The 19260-nt window shown below is 35.9% G+C and carries 8 protein-coding genes; 5 read left to right on the top strand and 3 right to left on the bottom strand.

The features are described from left to right. Positions 1-4017, top strand: coding sequence for a non-ribosomal peptide synthetase (locus B9A52_RS24755; protein WP_084123235.1), 4017 nt, complete (start codon positions 1-3; stop codon positions 4015-4017). A 789-nt stretch (positions 4018-4806) separates the two neighbouring features. On the opposite strand, the gene B9A52_RS24750 is transcribed toward B9A52_RS24755, so the two are convergent. Next, positions 4807-6114, bottom strand: a complete 1308-nt coding sequence (locus tag B9A52_RS24750) for a glycoside hydrolase family 2 TIM barrel-domain containing protein (RefSeq protein WP_084123234.1) — start codon at positions 6112-6114, stop codon at positions 4807-4809. Positions 6115-6261: 147 nt separating this feature from the next. On the opposite strand from B9A52_RS24750, the gene B9A52_RS24745 reads away from it, so the two are divergent. The 4 genes from B9A52_RS24745 to B9A52_RS24720 all read left to right on the top strand — a co-directional run bounded on the left by B9A52_RS24745 (position 6262) and on the right by B9A52_RS24720 (position 15953). Continuing rightward, positions 6262-10152 (top strand): glycosyltransferase, encoded by a 3891-nt coding sequence (locus B9A52_RS24745; protein WP_084123233.1) that lies wholly within the window; start codon positions 6262-6264, stop codon positions 10150-10152. A 1156-nt stretch (positions 10153-11308) separates the two neighbouring features. Beyond that, positions 11309-12139: a polysaccharide biosynthesis/export family protein gene (locus B9A52_RS24730; protein ID WP_317045529.1), complete on the top strand. Its 831-nt coding sequence runs from the start codon at positions 11309-11311 to the stop codon at positions 12137-12139. An 11-nt stretch (positions 12140-12150) separates the two neighbouring features. Beyond that, positions 12151-14574, top strand: coding sequence for a GumC family protein (locus B9A52_RS24725; RefSeq protein WP_084123230.1), 2424 nt, complete (start codon positions 12151-12153; stop codon positions 14572-14574). 137 nt (positions 14575-14711) lie between these two features. Further along, positions 14712-15953 carry an O-antigen ligase family protein gene (locus B9A52_RS24720; RefSeq protein WP_084123229.1) on the top strand — a complete coding sequence of 414 codons (1242 nt, stop codon included), beginning with the start codon at positions 14712-14714 and terminating at the stop codon, positions 15951-15953. A gap of 12 nt (positions 15954-15965) precedes the next feature. Here the strand turns inward: B9A52_RS24720 and B9A52_RS24715 are convergent, their stop codons facing one another. Further along, positions 15966-16982: an ATP-grasp domain-containing protein gene (locus B9A52_RS24715; RefSeq protein WP_084123228.1), complete on the bottom strand. Its 1017-nt coding sequence runs from the start codon at positions 16980-16982 to the stop codon at positions 15966-15968. A gap of 378 nt (positions 16983-17360) precedes the next feature. Further along, on the bottom strand, positions 17361-19187 hold the full coding sequence (locus B9A52_RS24710; protein ID WP_084123227.1) for an ABC transporter ATP-binding protein: 1827 nt from the start codon (positions 19185-19187) through the stop codon (positions 17361-17363). Between the last annotated feature and the right edge of the window lie 73 nt (positions 19188-19260).

Raw genomic sequence — 19260 nt, 5'->3', positions numbered from 1 at the left:
ATGGACCGGAATTTTGATTTTGAGTCAGTGGACTATAATCCTTTCGGGGAAAAAGAAATAATCAGGGTTGCAAGGTTGACAGATGCACAAAAAGAAATTTGGCTATCCTGCATTTTGGGTGGAGATGAAGCAAATCTTTCTTATAACCTGAGTTTATCCTTGCAGTTTTCTGGAGGTGTAAACAAGAAGTATCTTTGGGAAGCCTGTGACTATTTGGTGGAGAGACATGAATCTCTAAGGTTGTCTTTTTCGGCCGATGGTAATTTTTTCATGGTATATAATCACCTGGAGCCAATAAAAATCCAAAAAGACTTTTCAATCTTGACTGAAGAGGAGAAAAAAAGTGCTGTAGAAGAATTTTTGGATCAAGAAACAAGCTTTGTTTTTGACCTCAAAAATGGTCCCTTGGTCCGTTTCTCATTGATTGAATTATCCAAGGAATCTTTTTTATTTACCATAACTGCCCACCACTTAGTTGCGGATGGCTGGTCATTTGGAGTAATGTTGGAGGAAATTGCAAGTATCTATAATGCTTTAAAAAACAATAATCCCGTTGAACTTCCTGAGACAGTGCAATTTGGTCAGTATGCAGATGAAATGGAGATCTTCTCGGATTCCAAGGAATACCAATCCACCGAAAAATATTGGCTGGAAAAGTTCAAGCTGATTCCCGAACAATTGGAGTTGCCAACAGACTGGCCACGTCCTATTCAACGTACCTTCAAAAGCAGAAGGATTGATTTTGAATTACCTCCCGAGCTGGTCGAAAGTATAAAGGCGCTTGGAAAAAAATCCAAAAGCAGTCTGGTCAGTACCATTATGGCTGCTTTCGAAATTTTTCTTTCCAAAATTACGGGTCAGGATGATGTGGTTTTGGGTTTGCCTGCCGCAGGCCAAGCTGCTACAGATCATTTGGTATTGGTGGGTCATTGCGTGAATCTTCTTCCCATCAGAACAAAAGTGGACCAAAATCTTTCTTTTAAAGAATACCTTGGCAAAAGGAGGCTTGAGCTTTTGGATGATTATGATCATCAAAAATATACTTTTGGTAACTTGATCAAAAAGCTGAATATCAAGAGAGATAACTCTAGAATACCATTGGTACCTGTAGTATTCAACATTGATATGGGGATGGACGATCAGGTGAATTTTTCGGGACTTGAGCATAGCTTGATTAGTAACCCGAGGAAATTCGAAAACTTCGAGATCTTTTTGAACTTGGCCAATCATGGAGAAAATTTGATTGTAGAATGGTCTTACAATACAGACCTTTTTCATGAGGATACCATTTCTTACTGGATGCTGGGATTAGAGGATCTGCTCTCACAGGTAGTACATAATCCGGTTAAGCCTATTAGAAACCTGATTTTGAATGAAAGTTTAGTTTTTCAACAACTCAAGGAATGGAATGCAACTTCTTTGGAGCTTCCGGTACAAAATTCCTTCTTAGAGATTTTTTGGGAACAAGTCAAATCAATTCCTTCCATGATTTCATTCATTGCAGGAGATAAGGAGATTACCTATAGAAATCTGAGGCTTTATTCAAATGCGATTGCAAAAAATCTCCGGAATCAAGGTCTTGGCAAGGGAGATGTGGTTGGGGTGATGCTGGACCGAAATGAAATGTTATTGCCTGCCCTATTTGGAATCATGGAGTCAGGTGCCTGTTACTTGCCTTTGGATCCTAATTTCCCTATTGAACGCTTAACCTATATGTTGGAAGATTCAGGGGCAAGTTTAATTTTAACCGAAAGGAAATACAGTTCATGGTTGGATACTGATTTAGCGCAATTGACCCTGGATGATTTAAGTTTGCAAGGGGTAGATCAGTTGCAGGAGATAGAAACTCCTGAACCAAATGATTTGGCTTATATACTTTATACTTCAGGTTCAACTGGAAAACCAAAGGGAGTCAGAATCAGCCATTTGAATCTTTTGAATTTCTTGGTCAGTATGAAGAATTCTCCCGGGATGCTTCCCGGAGAGAAATTATTGGCGATTACAACCATTTCATTTGATATTGCCGGACTTGAACTTTATTTGCCATTGATTGCAGGGGGAACCGTCGTTTTAGTAAATAGCGAGGAATCCCGTGACGGCAGGATCTTGTTAAGGAAAATGGAAAGCCATAAGATAGACATCATGCAGGCAACCCCTGCCACTTGGCGGATGTTGATGGCTTCAGGATGGGATAAACCCATGCCTTTCAAATTACTTTGTGGAGGGGAAGCCTTGAATCAAGACCTTGCAGAAAAATTATTGGATTTGGTTGGCCCCTTTTGGAATATGTATGGTCCTACTGAAACCACCATTTGGTCCACGGTCAAAAAAATTGAAAATGCTGATCAGATTACAATCGGGCGACCTATTGCCAACACACAAATCTATATTTTGGACGAAAATCAAATACCCTGTCCTGTTGGAAGGGTAGGGGAGATTTGTATTGGAGGCCTTGGAGTAGCAAATGGTTACCATAAAAGAGATGAACTTTCCAAAGATAAATTTCTTTCTGACCCATTTTCCGGTGAAAAAAATGCAAGACTTTATAGGACAGGTGACCTGGGTAAGTTCCAATTAAATGGAGAAGTTGTTTGTTTGGGAAGGCTGGATTTCCAGGTAAAGATAAGAGGTTACAGGATTGAGTTGGGTGAAATTGAAACTAAACTCAATCAGATGAGGTGCATCCAATATGCTGCAGTCAATACTTGGGAACAGGAAGTAGGGGATACCAGATTGGTGGCTTATCTGGTTATTGAAAATGACTTTAATGGACATTCAGAAGAAAAGCTGATTGAAAAGTGTAAAGATGAACTCAAACAATCTTTGCCAGAATACATGGTACCTACCGAGTGGGTTTTTATGGAAAAACTTCCATTTACCAACAACAACAAGGTAGACAGAAAAAGCCTTCCCAAACCGGACAGGAAAAACTTGAAATCCCTAAGCCAACTAACTGCTCCTGTTACAGAAATCCAGAAAAAAGTATCCCGTATTTGGCAAAAAGTATTGGGCCATGGTGATATAGGTTTGGAATCTGAATTTTTCGCTTTAGGGGGACATTCATTAATGGCAGTGGAGTTAATGGTGGGAATTGAGCATGAAACCGGTAAAAAACTACCTGTAAACAGTGTATTCCAATACCCAACACTGAAAGATTTCTGTAAATTATTGGAACCAGCGGTGAATTCCCAAGTATCATGGCATGTAATTGTCCCTATCAAACTCGAAGGCAAAAAACCACCTATTTTTCTGATTCATGGTGCAGGAGCAAATGTTACTTCATTTTATGGCTTGGCCAAGTATCTGGACAAGGACCAACCGGTTTTTGGAATACGGTCTAAGGGATTAAACGGTGTGGATGAACCCTTACACAGTATTGAAGAAATGGCTTCCAATTACATTCAGGAGATTAAAAAAGTACATCCTTTTGGAATTTTTCATTTGGGAGGACAGTCTTTCGGTGCCTATGTGGCATTTGAAATGGCTAAGCAACTTAAAAGGCTTGGCCAACCGGTGGGAAAAATAATTCTTTTTGATGTTCCAGCTTACCAATCTGAAACAAAATTGACAGCATGGGGAAAGTTTAAAATGAAAATAGAAAGAGAAATTGAAAAGCGTGTCATCGATGTAAGTTTGGCCACACAACATCCTGATGCTTTTAAAAGAATGAAAGCGAGTTCTTTTTCCAATAAAGGTAAATTTCTTAAAAAATGGTTGGGAATTGAAAAAGACAAGGTAGCCTCAGACCTATTCCTGACAATTGAAAAAATCAGAAATATTAACCACAAAGCCATGGACGAGTATATCTTATCGCCTTATGATGGGGATATTATCTTATTTAAGGCCAAAATCAAAACCTTTTTGGTTAAAGATAAGGAGTTCTACGGATGGAAGCCATATGCCAGACAGGTGATTCCTGTGGATGTGGGCGGAGATCACAATTCTATGATTGATGATCCTGAACTTGTCAAAAAGTTCGGAGATACATTACAGAGACTTATTGATAAAAGGGTTTAAGATTTTTTCTAAAAAAATTGAGTCGGAGTTTCTGCCAATGACATGAATCGGAGCAGCCCTACCTACGGCAGGCATGCGTCATGCTGACGTAGGAAGCATCTCTCGAGGATCAGAAAAAGGATGATTTTGACCCGAAAGGTAAAGTTTTTCCAGTAATTCAACCGTCTTATTGTACCGCTGGAGATCCCTTGTGCCTCGGGATTACGGGCAGCTTGATGTCATTCCATTTCTGTAAATGCCAAATTTTAAAAACTACCAATGACAGAATTCTAAGTTGGTTTAAATCACCAATTCTCATATGAAATCCCAGGGTATTTTCTGGACAATAAATCGGTCGTTCCTACGGAACTTTTGCTCGCTCTTTACCATGTTATCCCAGGGTTGAAACCCTGCGTTATTATATCTGTCGCTCCTATGGAGCTAGCATTGAGCCTACCTGCACGCGACAACTTGATGTCATTACCCTTTCTGAACATTTTCAAAATGTTGGGGACTACCAATGACAGAATTTGAAATTGCCCCTCGTTCCGATAGCTATCGGAATCAGGGAAAGGACGATTTGGTTAATTGAGGTGGTGGTGGGAAAAGCGGCGTCGCCGCTTTTCCCACCACCACCTTACCTCAAGACGACCCCGGTGGCCGATCCCGATAATTATCGCGGGCGAGGCCTAATCAGGTTAACTTTACTGTCATTCCCCATTCTGTAAATGCCAATTTTCTCCACTCAGGATGACGGTTGCCGAGCTGGTAAACTTATGTCAAAATCATCTAAATTTTTTTTATCTAAAATCACCTCTTTATGACATAAAACGGGATATTGTAAGAGGAGAAATTCCCCCGCCCATCAAGTGCGTAGACGAAAACCCTGAAAGGCCCCTCATCCTTTGGCGTCTTGAATTGGACTTTTGGTCCATTTGAAACCACAATCAGGGAGTCGATTGGGTTGGAATAATTTTTATCAAGAAAGTAATTTTCTTCATCCCTGATTTCCCAGATGAATTCCAGTGAGTCCGCTTCGGGATCTTCTGCCAGTGCGCTAGCTGTATATATTTTGTCGCTTTCCAGGTAGAAATTGTCCCTGACAAAACTTTTCGGGTTTTCAATCGAAATGTCGCTGACATTAGGCGCAGCATTCTCCACCGTTTTTCCAGACCATGCTTCTTTCAAAAACTGAAGGGACGGCGTTTGAAGACCTTCCTCAGAGAAGAAACTAAACCAGGTTTGGGTACCCTCATGTTTGTATCCCCAATAAAACGCATAAGCACCCAAAAGAAGGGAGGAATCCTGGAGCATGGTATTCCAATTCTGCTCCATGGCATGTCTTTTTTCAGCGTCCTTCAATTCCTTGGGCGCACCCCATTCGGTTTCTGGTGCCTGCCAATGACCCCAAGTTCCCCACTCGGAAAAAATATAGGCTTTTTTCCATCCGTCTTCCCCATATACCTTTCCTGACATGCGGTTTAAGTCTCGAAAAGCATTGAAACCCAGAATATCGATATTTGATAAAATTGTGGGGGTAAGGAAGTCAATTTTAGATGAATGATTAAGAGCAGTCATGGTTGGGTGATTTAGATCAACCTCCTTGACCATCTTCGCGACTTGATTGGTTATGTAGTAAACTTCTAACCTCGTTCCACCTCCATATCCTTTCACCTCATTGCCGACCCCCCACATCAACAGGGCAGGGTGATCTTTGTACTTCTCTACAAATGGCCTTATTTCTTCTACTTTCTTTGCCACTTCCCAGATTTTCCAGTAGGCGAAGTCATTTCCCCAAAGTGGGCGACCGATTTCGATTCCCAAGGTCACTGTCAATCCAAGTTCATGAGCTTTATCCAAAATGCTGTCAGCATCTTGCAAATTCCATGTCCTGACTGAGTTTCCACCATATGCAGCCACCTTATCCATATATTGGGTGCCCGCAGCACCTATGATAAAATATGGCTCCCCATACCTATAAAGTATTGCCCTTCCTTCCTGATACTTTACTTGTACAGTTGGTTGAAATACCTCCTTTTTATCTGTTTTGCAAGAAAACAGTGAAAGCAAAGAAGTAAAAATCAAAGTAATTATTAATCCTTTTTGGGCATTGATCATATTTTAATAGTTTTGTAAAGTTTAATTCCCAAATTTAATTAAATAAGTTTATCATTTTTTACGAGATATAAATTTTATATAAAAAAATTTGTATTTCAAAAATAAAATAAAGTATTTTGAATTCGCTATCACCCTAATTACCTATTTATGAATCTAAAACGCCTGCTGGGCAAGGCTATCCTGATTCTTGGGATTTTATCTTTGGCTTTATTTTTATATGCGTTTATTTCGAAAGTCGGTATAGGACATCGGGTCCTGTATTTCCTGCTTACAGTTTCATTGGCTTTTAAATTGTTAAAAGTGCTTTTTGAATGGTACCATTATGACGGATTACCAAAACCCCGAGATGAATCAGAAAAGCCAAAGCCACCTTTAAAACCTTACACGGTGGATATGCTCACAACCTTTTTTCCCGGTGAGCCTTATAACATGTTGGAGAATACCTTAAGGGCTTTGGTGGCAGTAAAATACCCACATACCACCTATCTCTGTGATGAAGGAAATGATGCATATGTGAAAGAACTATGTGCCGATCTTGGTGTAGTACATGTCACCCGCGATACCCATGAAAACGCCAAGGCAGGTAATATCAACAATGCCCTGAAATATGCCACAGGAGAAATTTGTGTGATTTTAGACCCAGATCACGCACCTTATCCGGAATTTTTAGACCATGTGTTGCATCATTTCGATAATCCTGAAATAGGTTATGTACAGGTAGTCCAATCCTATGGCAACCAAAAAGAATCTTTGATCGCCCAAGGAGCAGCAGAACAGACATATCTTTTTTATGGACCTTATATGCAAGCTATGGGGGAATTTGGAACCGCTCAGGCTATTGGGGCAAATTGTACCTTTAGAAGAGCCGCACTGGATTCCATAGGAGGACACGCTCCTGGCCTGACTGAAGATATGCATACATCTATGCTGCTTCACGCTAAAGGCTGGAAGTCTGTGTATGAACCGGTCATTTTGTCCAGAGGACAGGTTCCCAGCAGCATTTCAGCCTACTACAAACAACAATTGAAATGGAGTAGGGGAACCTTTGATTTGTGGTTCAATCTTTTTCCAAAGCTTTTCTGGAAATTCACTTGGAGGCAAAAATTGCATTATGGCATAATTCCGCTCTACTATTTATTTGGATTTGTTACACTAATTGATTTTGGGATTCCAGCTTATGCTTTGTTTACAGGAGAATATCCTTGGTTGGTTGACCCTATGGTTTTTTTCGTTTATTTTACCCCATTTTTTCTGTTCAGCCTGACCTATAGGTTTTATGCTCAATCCTGGCTCAATCATCCCGAAGAGAAAGGCATTCATTTGGTTGGAGGGTTTTTGAGGGTAGGTACATGGTGGGTTTTTATTATTGGTTTTGTTTACACCTTATTGAACATAAAAGTACCGTATATTCCCACGCCAAAAGAGCATTCGACCAAAGGAGAATTTTTATTAGGATTGCCAAATCTATTATTGGCCTTAATCTCAGCCTTTGCAGTTTGCTATGGTTTGTATTGGGATTGGCAACCCTATAGCATGTTAATGGCACTCTTTTCATCGATCAATGCTATGATTTTCTTTACGATATTTGCCATGGGGCAGACTACATGGGTTTTGAATACCAAAGCCAAGTGGAAATGGTTTAGAAATGCCTTTACTTTCACTCAAAAGAATTTTTCCTACCTAAAATTAAGCAGGGTAGCTTTACATTTGGTCTTATTTTCCATGTTGGCAAGCAGTTTGGTTTTCATCATCAGTTCCTTTAATCTGGACAGGGATGACTTATTGAATCAAAGACCTAAAACAACAATTGAAAAAGAATTGGGTGGGTTCTACACAGGAATTTATGATCCCCATTTTGATTATTTATCAGATATATCGTTAATCAACGGACATGAAGAAAAAGCAGCTCATCAATTTTCTGTGATTTCTACATACGTAGCTTGGGGAGATGGACCGCTACCTGTAGAAAAATGGGAGACTATTATTAACCATGGTGCCTTACCAATGATAACTTGGGAACCATGGTCTAATTTATTCGAAGCTTATTCTGAAAATAATGATCTTAAAAATAATCAAAAGGTTTTTCAATATATTTTGAATGGATATTTTGATGCTTATATTGACGATGTGGCAGTAGCATTAAGAGACCTTCATTCGCCCGTTTTTTTAAGGTTTGCCCATGAAATGGAAAACCCTATGTATCCTTGGTCAAGGGCAGGAAACAATACTCCTGAAGAGTTTGTGGAAGCATGGAAGTATGTTCATCTTCGTTTTGAAAAGGTGGGTGCTCATAATGTTTCTTGGGTATGGAGTCCATGGTCCACTGAGGGATTTGATTCTTATTTTCCTTCCGGAGGTTATACACAGTATGTAGATTGGATTGGATTGACTGCTTTGGATTATGGTTTGGCAAGTGAAGATCAAACTTCAAAAAGCTTTGAACAAATCTATCAACCATTCAGTGCTAAGATTGCGGAAAAAGGTTTTAAGCTACCTGTCATGTTAGCAGAGTTTGGTTCAATTTCCTATGGGCAGGACGGCAGAACCTGGGTAAGTGAATCCATCCATTCCATCAAAACTAAATTTCCGGAAATTAGATCTTTCGTATTCTTCTTTAGTGATTTGGATAAAAACTGGATCACTCAATGGCGTCCTGACCAAGAATCCAAACACATTGATTGGACCTTTGACCTTAATGGGGTGTCTAATTGGCTTGACAAGTTTGATTTGCATTCGGAAAGAAATTATCTTAATAATCCTACTTCCAAGATTGCATCTAAAACATCACCCCACTCATTGATTGGAAGTCCAGGAAACCACCAACTTATCGTAGATGGTCAACCCTTCTATATCAAAGGTATCTGTTACAATCCTGGCCATGATTGGGAAGAAGGATTTATCCCCTTGTCAATGAAACAATTGGATAAGGATTTTTCATTGATCAAAAAAATGGGTGCCAATACGATTAGAAGGTATGAACCCGGTATTTACGATAGGAATATTCTCAATTCAGCTAAAGAGCATGATTTGAAAGTGATGTATGGCTTTTGGTTTGACCCTAAAACAGATTTCCAAAAAGATGTGAAGAAACTTAAAGCCTACGAAAAACGGGTACTGGCAAAGGTAAGGAAATATAAAAATGATAAAAGCATCATAGGTTGGAATATCGGAAATGAAACATGGGGGATTCTAAAGAAGCATTACGCACAACCTTACCTCACGTCAGTCAGAAGAAGTTATCTTGAGTTTTTAGATGATTTGGCAGTTAAAATCAAAAAAATTGATCCTGAAAGACCGGTATTCTCTTCGGAAGAACATGATAATGAAAGATTAATCGGTGCTATCATCCAATATAGGGCTTTTGCACCCCATGTTGACGTATTGGGTATCAATTCTTATTATGAGGAAAATATAAGTCAACTTGATTCAATAATGGAGTTTGCTTATCCTGACAAACCTTATGTGGTGACTGAATTTGGTCCAAAGGGTTATTGGAATTATGAATTGGGCGATTATATAAATAATAGTTCATTGATTGAGCTATCATCCCTTAGTAAAGCTGAGTGGTATGAAAGGCAGTGGATAGAGTATATACAAAACTTTAAAGGTAAAAATCTAGGGGGAATCGCATTTAGTTGGATGGACCGTTTTGAGGGTACTGCAACTTGGTTCGGAATTACTGATAATAAAGGAAGGCTAAAGCCTGCATATTATTACTTGCAAAATGTTTGGTTAGAAGAAAATCAGATGATTAGTTCCTTTCCTGATATTAACATAGTAGGGCATTGGGATTATTTAAATCCTGGAGAAAATTTTTGGGTTTCAGCAGCTATTACAAATGGATATGATGGAGAATTGCAGTATTCTTGGGTAGTGTATGACCAAAATTGGGAAAGAAGTAGCCCGGTTTTGGATAAGATATTAGATGGCAAGTTTGTTGAAATCAAGTTGCCTTCAAGTCCCTCTAGGATTTATCTTTATGCGACTGATTCTATGGGCAATGTGATTACTGCTTCGAGGCCTTTGTTGGTGCGTTGAGAGACGATATTTTGGGTACAAAGTACTAAGTACCAAGTACCAAGTAAAAAAGATTCTCCTGAGTATCGGGGAGGCGAGATGCTAGATTTTGGGTACAAAGTACTAAGTACCAAGTACCAAGTCAAAGTTTGTCCTAAGTATAGGGGAGGTGAGAATCGATGGTTGTTGGGGAGAATTTGGGAAAAGCGGCGATTCAGGCAATTTTGGTCACAGAGTTTGTTTTCGAAGACTGATCTTCTTTATCGAAATGTAGAGAGTAAGTTTGTTGAAAAGGTTTATTATTGGTGTGGTTTTAAGTGAGTGACGTTGATTTCACTTTTCTTGCAACAATTCTCTTACTTTTTGTCATGATACAAAAAGTAACAAAAAAATCTAGACAATGGAATCCTATCTGCGCGCAGGGCCAAGGCCGGCCCGGTCCATTGTCTTCCTTCCCGCTACCCTAACTAATTAAGGTAGGCTTTGAAATTGAGATTTTCCTGTGGTAGTCCTGAAGATGGCTTAATATGAGGGGTAAGGTGCTTCAATCAGTTTTCGGTTTCCATCAAACTTTATGAGCCGAAACCCGAGGTTATGACAGCAGCCATTCTGTAAATTTCGGTCATAGATTCCTTTTGGAAGAATAATTTTTTTACCGAAATGTGGAACTCAGGTCCTATTTGGTATGGTGCATTTGAACGTGAAATTGTGTGGGTGACTTCCAATTCATTTTTTTCTTACCCTCAATTGGGGCAATGGCTTTGTTACAAAAATATGAGAGATTGAATTGGGGAATTTCATGGAGTTTAGAAAAAGGGGTATAGGTGGATTTAGGAATTTGTTTAGGGATTGCAAATCCCGAACAGCTGGTCACCGAGTTTTTGGAGCTATAATCCATTTTGCCGAAATGTCCCAACATCGGTCATCGGTCATCGGACACCCCAACCTTTATCCTTTAAATCCTCTTTCTCCCCCCATAATCCACTAACATCAAATCACAAAACCTTGCTTCTATCAGGATAATTGCGTTAATTTTGGGTCTAATTCGCTTTTAAAAGCAACAAATATTTAAAGTTCAAAAAAAATAATCTGAAATACGTTTTTTTTTATATGAAAAATTAATAATTTAGCAGCGCATTTAAGCTTGTCATCTATCTCCTTTTATTAGAATTTTAAAATGATACAAAAACAAAACCTGTTTTATGCCTTAAGCATAATTACTGTTCTCGGAATTTTCAGTAGCTGTATATCCAATAAAAGGGTAATTTATATGCAGGATATCCCTGAAAAAAATCCAATAACCCAAATTGGTGAATTGGTACCCGTAAATACAGAAGAGTATTTATTGCAATATAATGATGTTGTTGAGATCAATATCACTACATCAGACCCGCTATTGAATACCTTGTTTGATATAAATAGCGGAGGGAATCAAGGAAGGATGATGATGGGAGGTGGAGGAATGATGAATGGAGGGGATATATTTTATTTGTCAGGATATACTTTGAATGATGATGGTATAGTTGAACTCCCTGTTATTGGAAAGGTTAAAATGGTAGGACTGAATACTGAAGATGCCAAAATTGCCATAGAAAATGAATTGAAAAAAATTGTAAGGGATAATGAGTATTTTGTTCGGGTGAGATTGGGAGGAATAAGATATAGTGCATTGGGAGAGTTTACTAGACCGGGGAAATATACTATACTACAGAACCGAGTTACCATTTTTGAAGCCATTGCACATGCAGGAGATTTGACCATTCAGGCCAAAAGGGACAATATTATGTTAATCAGACAATATCCGGAAGGCTCCAAAGCTTATAGGGTCAATTTAAATGACAATAAGATTATGGCTTCGGAATTCTATTTTATCAGGCCCAATGATATGATTTATGTGGAACCTATGAAAGTTAGAGAATTAGGTACGGGGGTTACATTCTTGCAAACTCTTCAAGTACTTACCTCACTAGCCACCCTAGCTTTGCTGGTTTATACTACGACTAATTAAAATAAGTTACTATGAATATTATTCAAGAAAATATGGAAAGAAAAGGAAATATTGAAGATTCAATAGAAGTATTTGATCCAATAAAATTTTTGTTGAAATATTTTAAATATTGGCCATATATTTTTGCTTCCATTATATTATCATTGTTAATTGCCTTTTTTGTCAATCAATCTACTCCACCGGTTTATCAGGCAAATAGCAAATTCTATATCAACGAGGATCTTGGAGCTAATGGAATTTTGGATTTGACTGGTTTATCAAAGTCATTTTCAAGTAAAATTGATCAAAGAAAAGCAAATGAGGCGGTTTTCCTAAAATCTAGGCCAGTCGCTGAAAAAACTTTGGACCGGTTGGATTTTAATGTTGATTATTTTCAACCTGGAATTTTTATAAATACTGAACTTTATAAAAGTTCACCAATTCATGTTCAAGTAGATTGGGGACATGCCCAATTAACAGGAGGACTTATTCAAATTTCATGGGAAGACAATGAAAATTTTAAAGTTAGATTTCCTGAAAAAATTTACCGGAAATCAATTGTTGGCGCACCGAGTGAGGAGCTTGCCTTTGAAGAAGAATTCTCTTCAGATTTTTCTTTTGGTGAATTTTTTGAACTCCCTTTTTTGAAATTAAAAATATCATTGGTTAAAAATATTAATGAAGGAGAGGTTTTGATTAGTTTAAACACCAAAAATTCATTGGTTTCAAAATATTCTGGAGATGGAATTGAGGTTTTTCAACTTGATGGTGAGACTTCTGTTCTTGGAATAACTCTTAATTCGACTCATCCACAAAAAGGAGCAGATTATTTAAACGCACTAATGGAAGTTTATCTGGACATGGAATTGGAGGAGAAAAATAGGATGGCTAGAAATACTGTTGAATTTATTGACAGTCAGATTTCAGGCGTTTCAGATTCTCTGAGCTATTTCGAATCCAATTTAGAGACTTTTAGAAGTGGGAACAGAACTTATGATATAGATAGAGAAAGTAATACAGTCTATAGTCAAATAACTGAATTGGAATCTGAGCTTCAGCAAGAAAAGTTTAACAAGGATTATTTTGAAAACCTAAAAAGTTATTTGGCCCGGGAGAATTATGACCAAATCATCGCTCCAGCAACTTTGGGAATTGAAGATCCGAATTTGAATTCTTTAATCAATAGTCTTATTACCCTGCAAAATGATCGTGCAAGTTTGCTATTTACCCAAACCGAGGCATCTCCAAGGGTTAGAGAACTAACACGAAAAATCCAAGACACGAGTAGTTCACTGGCTGAAGTCTTAAGAAATTTATCCAATAACACCCAACTTAGGGTAAATGATTTGGAAAGTAGGATGAGGAAAATGGAAACCCAGTTTAGTAGATTGCCTTCCACCGAACAGGATTTAATCAAATTAGAGCGAGGTAGAAATCTTAACGAAACTATTTTTACATTTTTACAGCAGCGAAGGGCTGAAGCTGCCATATCAATGGCCTCAAATTTTTCAACTAATAAAATAGTGGAGTATGCAATACCAAGTTACACTCCTAAAACTTCAAGAAAAAAATTTGTGTATATGCTTTTTTTTGGGTTAGGATTAATTATTCCAGTTGTTATTATTGGAATTTTTGTGATTTTAGATGATAGGATTAAAGATGCCAAAGAGCTTGAGGGAATGCTGAACATGCCTTTGATTTCAAAAATACCTCAAAATAAAACTCAATCTCCTCTTGTTGTTATTAATGAACCAAGATCAGCCTTAGCAGAATCTTTTAGAGCTTTGAAGACAAATATTAGTTTTGTTGTTCCTGTAGAAAGGCAATTGACTTTGGCTGTATCTTCCACACTTTCTGGGGAGGGTAAAACTTTTACTGCCATCAATTTGGCTTCTATTTATTCTCTGAACAATAAAAAAACGCTATTGATCAGCTGTGATATGTTTAAGCCAAGTTCTTTTAAAGATTTTGAATTGAAAAATAAGGTAGGTCTTTCAAATTATTTGAGTCAGCAGGTAGACTCTGTTTTTGATATTATTCAAAATACAAAGTATCCCAATTTTGATATAATAACTTCAGGTGCCATACCACCTAATCCATCTGATTTACTATCTTCACAAAGATTTGTTAATTTTCTTTCAGAGCTCAAAAAAGTATACGAGGTGATTATATTGGATACCCCACCGGTAGGTTTGATAAGTCAATCATTTGAAGTTATTAAATATGTTGACTTAATAGCTTACGTTTTGCGTTATAATTTTAGTGAAAAAGCTTTTATAAATGATTTAAATGACATTAAAATTAAAAAGGGTATTAAAAACATCTATGCCATTTTGAATGATGTGCCAGCTAAGGAATTAACCTATAAAGGCTTTAATTATGGCTATTATGAAGAGGAAAAAGCGAAAAAATCATTCATGAATAATCTGTTTACTAGAAATAAAGTAGCTTTGTGACTTTCTGCACTAATAAGGCTTTCTCATTAATTTAAGTAAATATTAATATTGGATTTATCCTTGTCCAGTCAACACAAAAATAAAGATTTAGTGAGACGTCTAAAAAAAGAATCAATGATAAAAAAAGACATTTGTATATGAAGACTTTTTTTCTTTTTTTGGAAATAATGATTCCTTTTTTTATTTCTTACCAAATTTTTAAGAAGGGGTCATTGTCTATTGTTTATTTCCCCTTTCTCTATTTATCTTCAAAAGCAATAGGAGAAAAGGGGGTATTTCCAGGTCCCTTTAATGACCTTCTTTTTGCTTCGCTTTTGGTTTATTATGTGGTTTACAATCTCCCTTTTGTCAAAAGAAATATTTTCTCGATAATTCTCGTATTGAGCTATTTTTTTTTGCTAATAGATGTCAATGACTTCAATGCGAAAAGAGCAGAATTACTTGGGGCAATGTGGCTTTTTATTTGTATCCCTTTGATACCTGAAATTTATCAGTATTATTCAAGGGAAAAAATTTTTAATGAAATAAGTACATCAGCTTTTCTAATTTTCATTTTATTTTCTTTAAACACATTTCTATCGACATTATTTGGGTTCTACCCAGAAAATGAATACGGATTTACTTCTGGAGTATCTTTTGGAAATTTACAGATCGATACTTATGGTGTATTCCCGTTGGCATTTTATTTGATTCTTAAAAGAGGAATAAAGGAAAAGAATATTTGGTACCTTTTGATCTATTTTATAAGTATCTTTTTAGTCTTACTTACTTTAAGAAGATCAGTTATGGCACTCTCTATATTTGCTACATTGGCCGTAATTGTAGAATTATTTAATTTTAGGCAATTAAAAGATTTATTGATCTATGGGATTGTTGCAGGTTCAATCGGTTTACTTGTCGCTATAAATATAGGATTTGTGGATCAATTGACAGAAAGGATTGAAAAACGGAATTTAAAAGATAGAGAAATAGCAAATGAGGGGAGGTTTATGGAATTTGAACTAGTCTATAAGGATCTTTTTGTCTATTATGATTATGATCCTTGGTTTGGATACGGACTGTTTGAAAGTCCAGGTAACTATGGGAAGAAAGTTTTTGGTAATAGACCTTTGCATACAGAATATTTATATTACGTACATAATGTGGGCATATTTGGATTAATATGCTATTGTTTAATGATTTTTTTAGCCTTTTATAATGTTTGGAAAAATACCTTTAATAAAAAGGACAGGATTCAATTTTTTTTCATTTTAGTATATTTTTTAGTTTTTTTTAACCTGGGTTTCTCGAGAAATGCATTAGTTCCAGTTATGTTATATGGTATATTAAATCTGCCCCTATCGAGAAAAAATAATATTAAAGTTAAGAACCTTGTTTGATATATGCAGAAGTTACCTATTCTCATCGAGAACTGAATCCACCATCCATCCATATGGATTAAACTGACCCTTATAAAAATTAAGATTTTCATCCCAATAGCCTTCGCATTTTTCATATACTTCAGCGGTAAACGCAAAACTTACTTCCACAATGAGTGGTTTCTTATCTTGATAAATAATATCGAACCCAGCACATTGACTGCCAATTTTCTTTGCGGTAGAAAAGGCTAATTGAATTGTTTCTTCATTAAAATTTTCAATGGAATATTGGATATCTCCACTTCCAGAAGCTCTGAAATCATTTTCTCTAACCATTCTTTTAATTGCGAAGGCCCTTCCATAAATCACAATTACTCTAATGTCAAAATAATTATCTGGAATAAACTCCTGAAAATAAATATAATCTCTTTCGATTACTGGTTTACGGTGTCTTTTAGGAATATATATAAATCTTTTTAATGCAGTTTTAACATGTGATAATTGATTTTTACCTAGTTTATAATTTCTCCAGGTTTCTTTGAAAAATTCAAGAGGAGGATGGGTGTGTTCAAAACCTTTATCAAAAGCTTTATTAACTAGATGGTAACCTATTTTCCTGTTTTTAACAATTTTTACATTCCAAGATCCTGCTCCATTTCTTAATTTAAATACTTTTGGAAAATTTGTTTCATTTAGCCATCTAAAGGCATCTTCCTTAGAGTAAAATATATAAGTTGGAACTAAGGGTGCGTCTATAGATTCAAATAAATATTTTTGCCCTATTTTGTCATCATAGTGCCAATTCGTATTGAAATTTGGGAAAACCTTTTTTCCACTAACCTGGATTGCGAATAAAAGTTGTTTTGCAAATAAATAATCTATTTTCGAATATTCGTAATGATGCCACATTAGGGCATCACAATCTCTAAGTTGATCAATAATATCATTATCATAGCAATTGACAATCTTGTATTTTATTCCTTTTTCTTCACAATATTTGATCCACCTTTCGGAGAAATTTCCTGTTTTGGAGTGAATTCCTATTTTCATTATATTCTTAATTTTAAGGTAATTTAAATCTATTTTAAATAAAAATTGTTCAAGCTAAACCATAATTATTTTATTTGATTCGCTCCCTATTCTTAAATTATGTAGGCACTGTTTTTCAAATTAATCATATTATTTAATAAGCCAATATCAACTAATCTACCTCATGAATTTTATATGTTGGATAAATTTAATTGTTTTTAAACATCTACTTTTTATAATAGTCACTGACGGATATGAATCTAAAATCTGGTTAAAACCAGAGTAAAATAACTTCAGTCCAATGTTTGCTGATGCTGACTACCGACTCATAAAGAAGTAACTATCTCCATAATTGTGAGTTAAGCAAATTTAAAATTTCAACCGAATTATAAAGAATAATTATAAGTGTTTTTCTTTTTGGAGTGAACCGAAATCCTGCAATAGCACCATTTTTCTGAATTCGGTAGATTTTTTCTGTAAAGAGTAAAAATCACCCTCTGCCTCAATTTTACCATCCTTAAGGAGATAGATTACATCAGCATGTTTAATGGTGGATAATCTATGTGCAATTATTATAAAAGTAAACCTTCCTTTTAGTTCCTCAAAATATTCCTGGATTTCTTTTTCTGTTGATGAATCCAAAGCAGATGTTGCCTCATCTAAGACCAGGAGATCAATATTTTTATACAATTCTCTAGCAATAGCAATTCTTTGCTTTTGTCCACCTGATATCAATACCCCATTATTGCCTAAAGGAGTATTTTCCCCTTGTTCAAGTTTTTCAAAATATTCTAGTAGGGATGCCTTTCTAAGACTTTCTTTAAACCTGGCCAAATTATCAGGTGTTTTTTCAGCCCAAAAAGTGATGTTATTGAACAAAGTATCATTGAATATTACGGGTTCTTGAGTGATATACCCAATTCTTGTTTGGTATTGTTGTATATTGGAAATGTTTAAATTATTTCCATTAATTAATAATTCACCCTTTCCTATTGGTAAAAGTCCAGTGATAATATTTGATAAAGTAGTCTTTCCGCTTCCACTTGATCCAACAAAAGCTACTGTCATATTTCTTTTGATCTCAATGTTGATATTTTGAAGAAATAATTTATTATCATAAGAAAATTCAACATCCTTAAGTGTGATTGTTTCAATGATGTTTACCTTAAGACCATCCGAATAATTAAGTTCATTTGCTTTTAATTCACAAATAAAATCCTTGTAGCTTGATAGTGAACCGGAATAATTCAAAAAATCATTCCAGTAATTTTGAAAAACTATTACTTGATTAAGCGATCGATAGAAAAATAATAGACTTAAAATAATGGGCCCAAGTTCTGTACTAAAATAGTAAGTTTGTATAATGATTACAATTACAACAACTGAAATTGAAAGTGGTTCCTTTGTTGAAATCAATAATGAATTGTAAAATCCCATTTTTCTAAATCCTGCAGCAATATCAATAATGGTTTTTTTTAGTTTTTGGCCATAAACAGTAATTTGACCTGTTGCTCTTAAATATTTAAAATTATGTACTTGTTCTAACATCAAGCCATAAAAAATATGATTTACTGAGGTGATTTCTTTGGAGGTTTTCTTGGTTTTTTTGTAAAGACTTGTATACAAAAAGTTAGAAAGTGCACCCCCGATAGCTACCAGAATGGCAAATTGTGGGTTAGTGAGAAATGCTAAAGATATATAAACCATTACACTCATAAATGCTTGAATGGCAGAGGAATAATTAGTATAAGAGATTTTGACCCTGTCAATCTCTCCACTGATTGAATTTTGAATTTTACCTGAATCCATTCTGATAAAATGCCCGTATTTTAAATTTGAAATACTGTCTACTGCCTCAGTTCGAATTTTCTTAACGAATGTGGTTGTCAAAACAACATTGTAGTAGGATTGAAAGAACCTAAAAAATCCTTTTAGACTAAAAAATAAAAGAATAAGAAATAGCACAGTAATTAGATTCAAAGATAATCCAATTGAGTCCAAACCTTTGATAAAGAAGTCCATATTCCCAGCACTACCAGATTTTGCATCATACATGTCACCACCATCCACCAACTGTAACAAAGGTATGAACATCGCCAAACCTAAACCATCTAACAAGCCAACAAAAAAGCTTAGACCCAATGATGCAAAAATCTTATTGCCTAAATAAGAGTAATAAAAAAGGAAGTCGGACAATTTATTAATAAAATTTTGTTTGTTTTTCATTGTAAAGTAAAATTCAGGAAATTTTTAATTTAAGAGGATTGAAGTTTTCGAAAACTTAAATTAGTAATTGTTT

This window comes from Aquiflexum balticum DSM 16537 (assembly GCF_900176595.1).
Lineage (GTDB): Bacteria > Bacteroidota > Bacteroidia > Cytophagales > Cyclobacteriaceae > Aquiflexum > Aquiflexum balticum.
The sequence above is the reverse complement of the archived record's forward strand: the minus strand, read 5'-3'. Positions and strand labels throughout refer to the sequence as shown.

Coding starts and splice junctions, on each gene's coding strand:
- B9A52_RS24755 (WP_084123235.1), top strand. CDS start 1: ATGGACCGGAATTTTGATTTTGAGTCAGTGGACTATAATCCTTTCGGG.
- B9A52_RS24750 (WP_084123234.1), bottom strand. CDS start 6,114: ATGATCAATGCCCAAAAAGGATTAATAATTACTTTGATTTTTACTTCT.
- B9A52_RS24745 (WP_084123233.1), top strand. CDS start 6,262: ATGAATCTAAAACGCCTGCTGGGCAAGGCTATCCTGATTCTTGGGATT.
- B9A52_RS24730 (WP_317045529.1), top strand. CDS start 11,309: ATGATACAAAAACAAAACCTGTTTTATGCCTTAAGCATAATTACTGTT.
- B9A52_RS24725 (WP_084123230.1), top strand. CDS start 12,151: ATGAATATTATTCAAGAAAATATGGAAAGAAAAGGAAATATTGAAGAT.
- B9A52_RS24720 (WP_084123229.1), top strand. CDS start 14,712: ATGAAGACTTTTTTTCTTTTTTTGGAAATAATGATTCCTTTTTTTATT.
- B9A52_RS24715 (WP_084123228.1), bottom strand. CDS start 16,982: ATGAAAATAGGAATTCACTCCAAAACAGGAAATTTCTCCGAAAGGTGG.
- B9A52_RS24710 (WP_084123227.1), bottom strand. CDS start 19,187: ATGAAAAACAAACAAAATTTTATTAATAAATTGTCCGACTTCCTTTTT.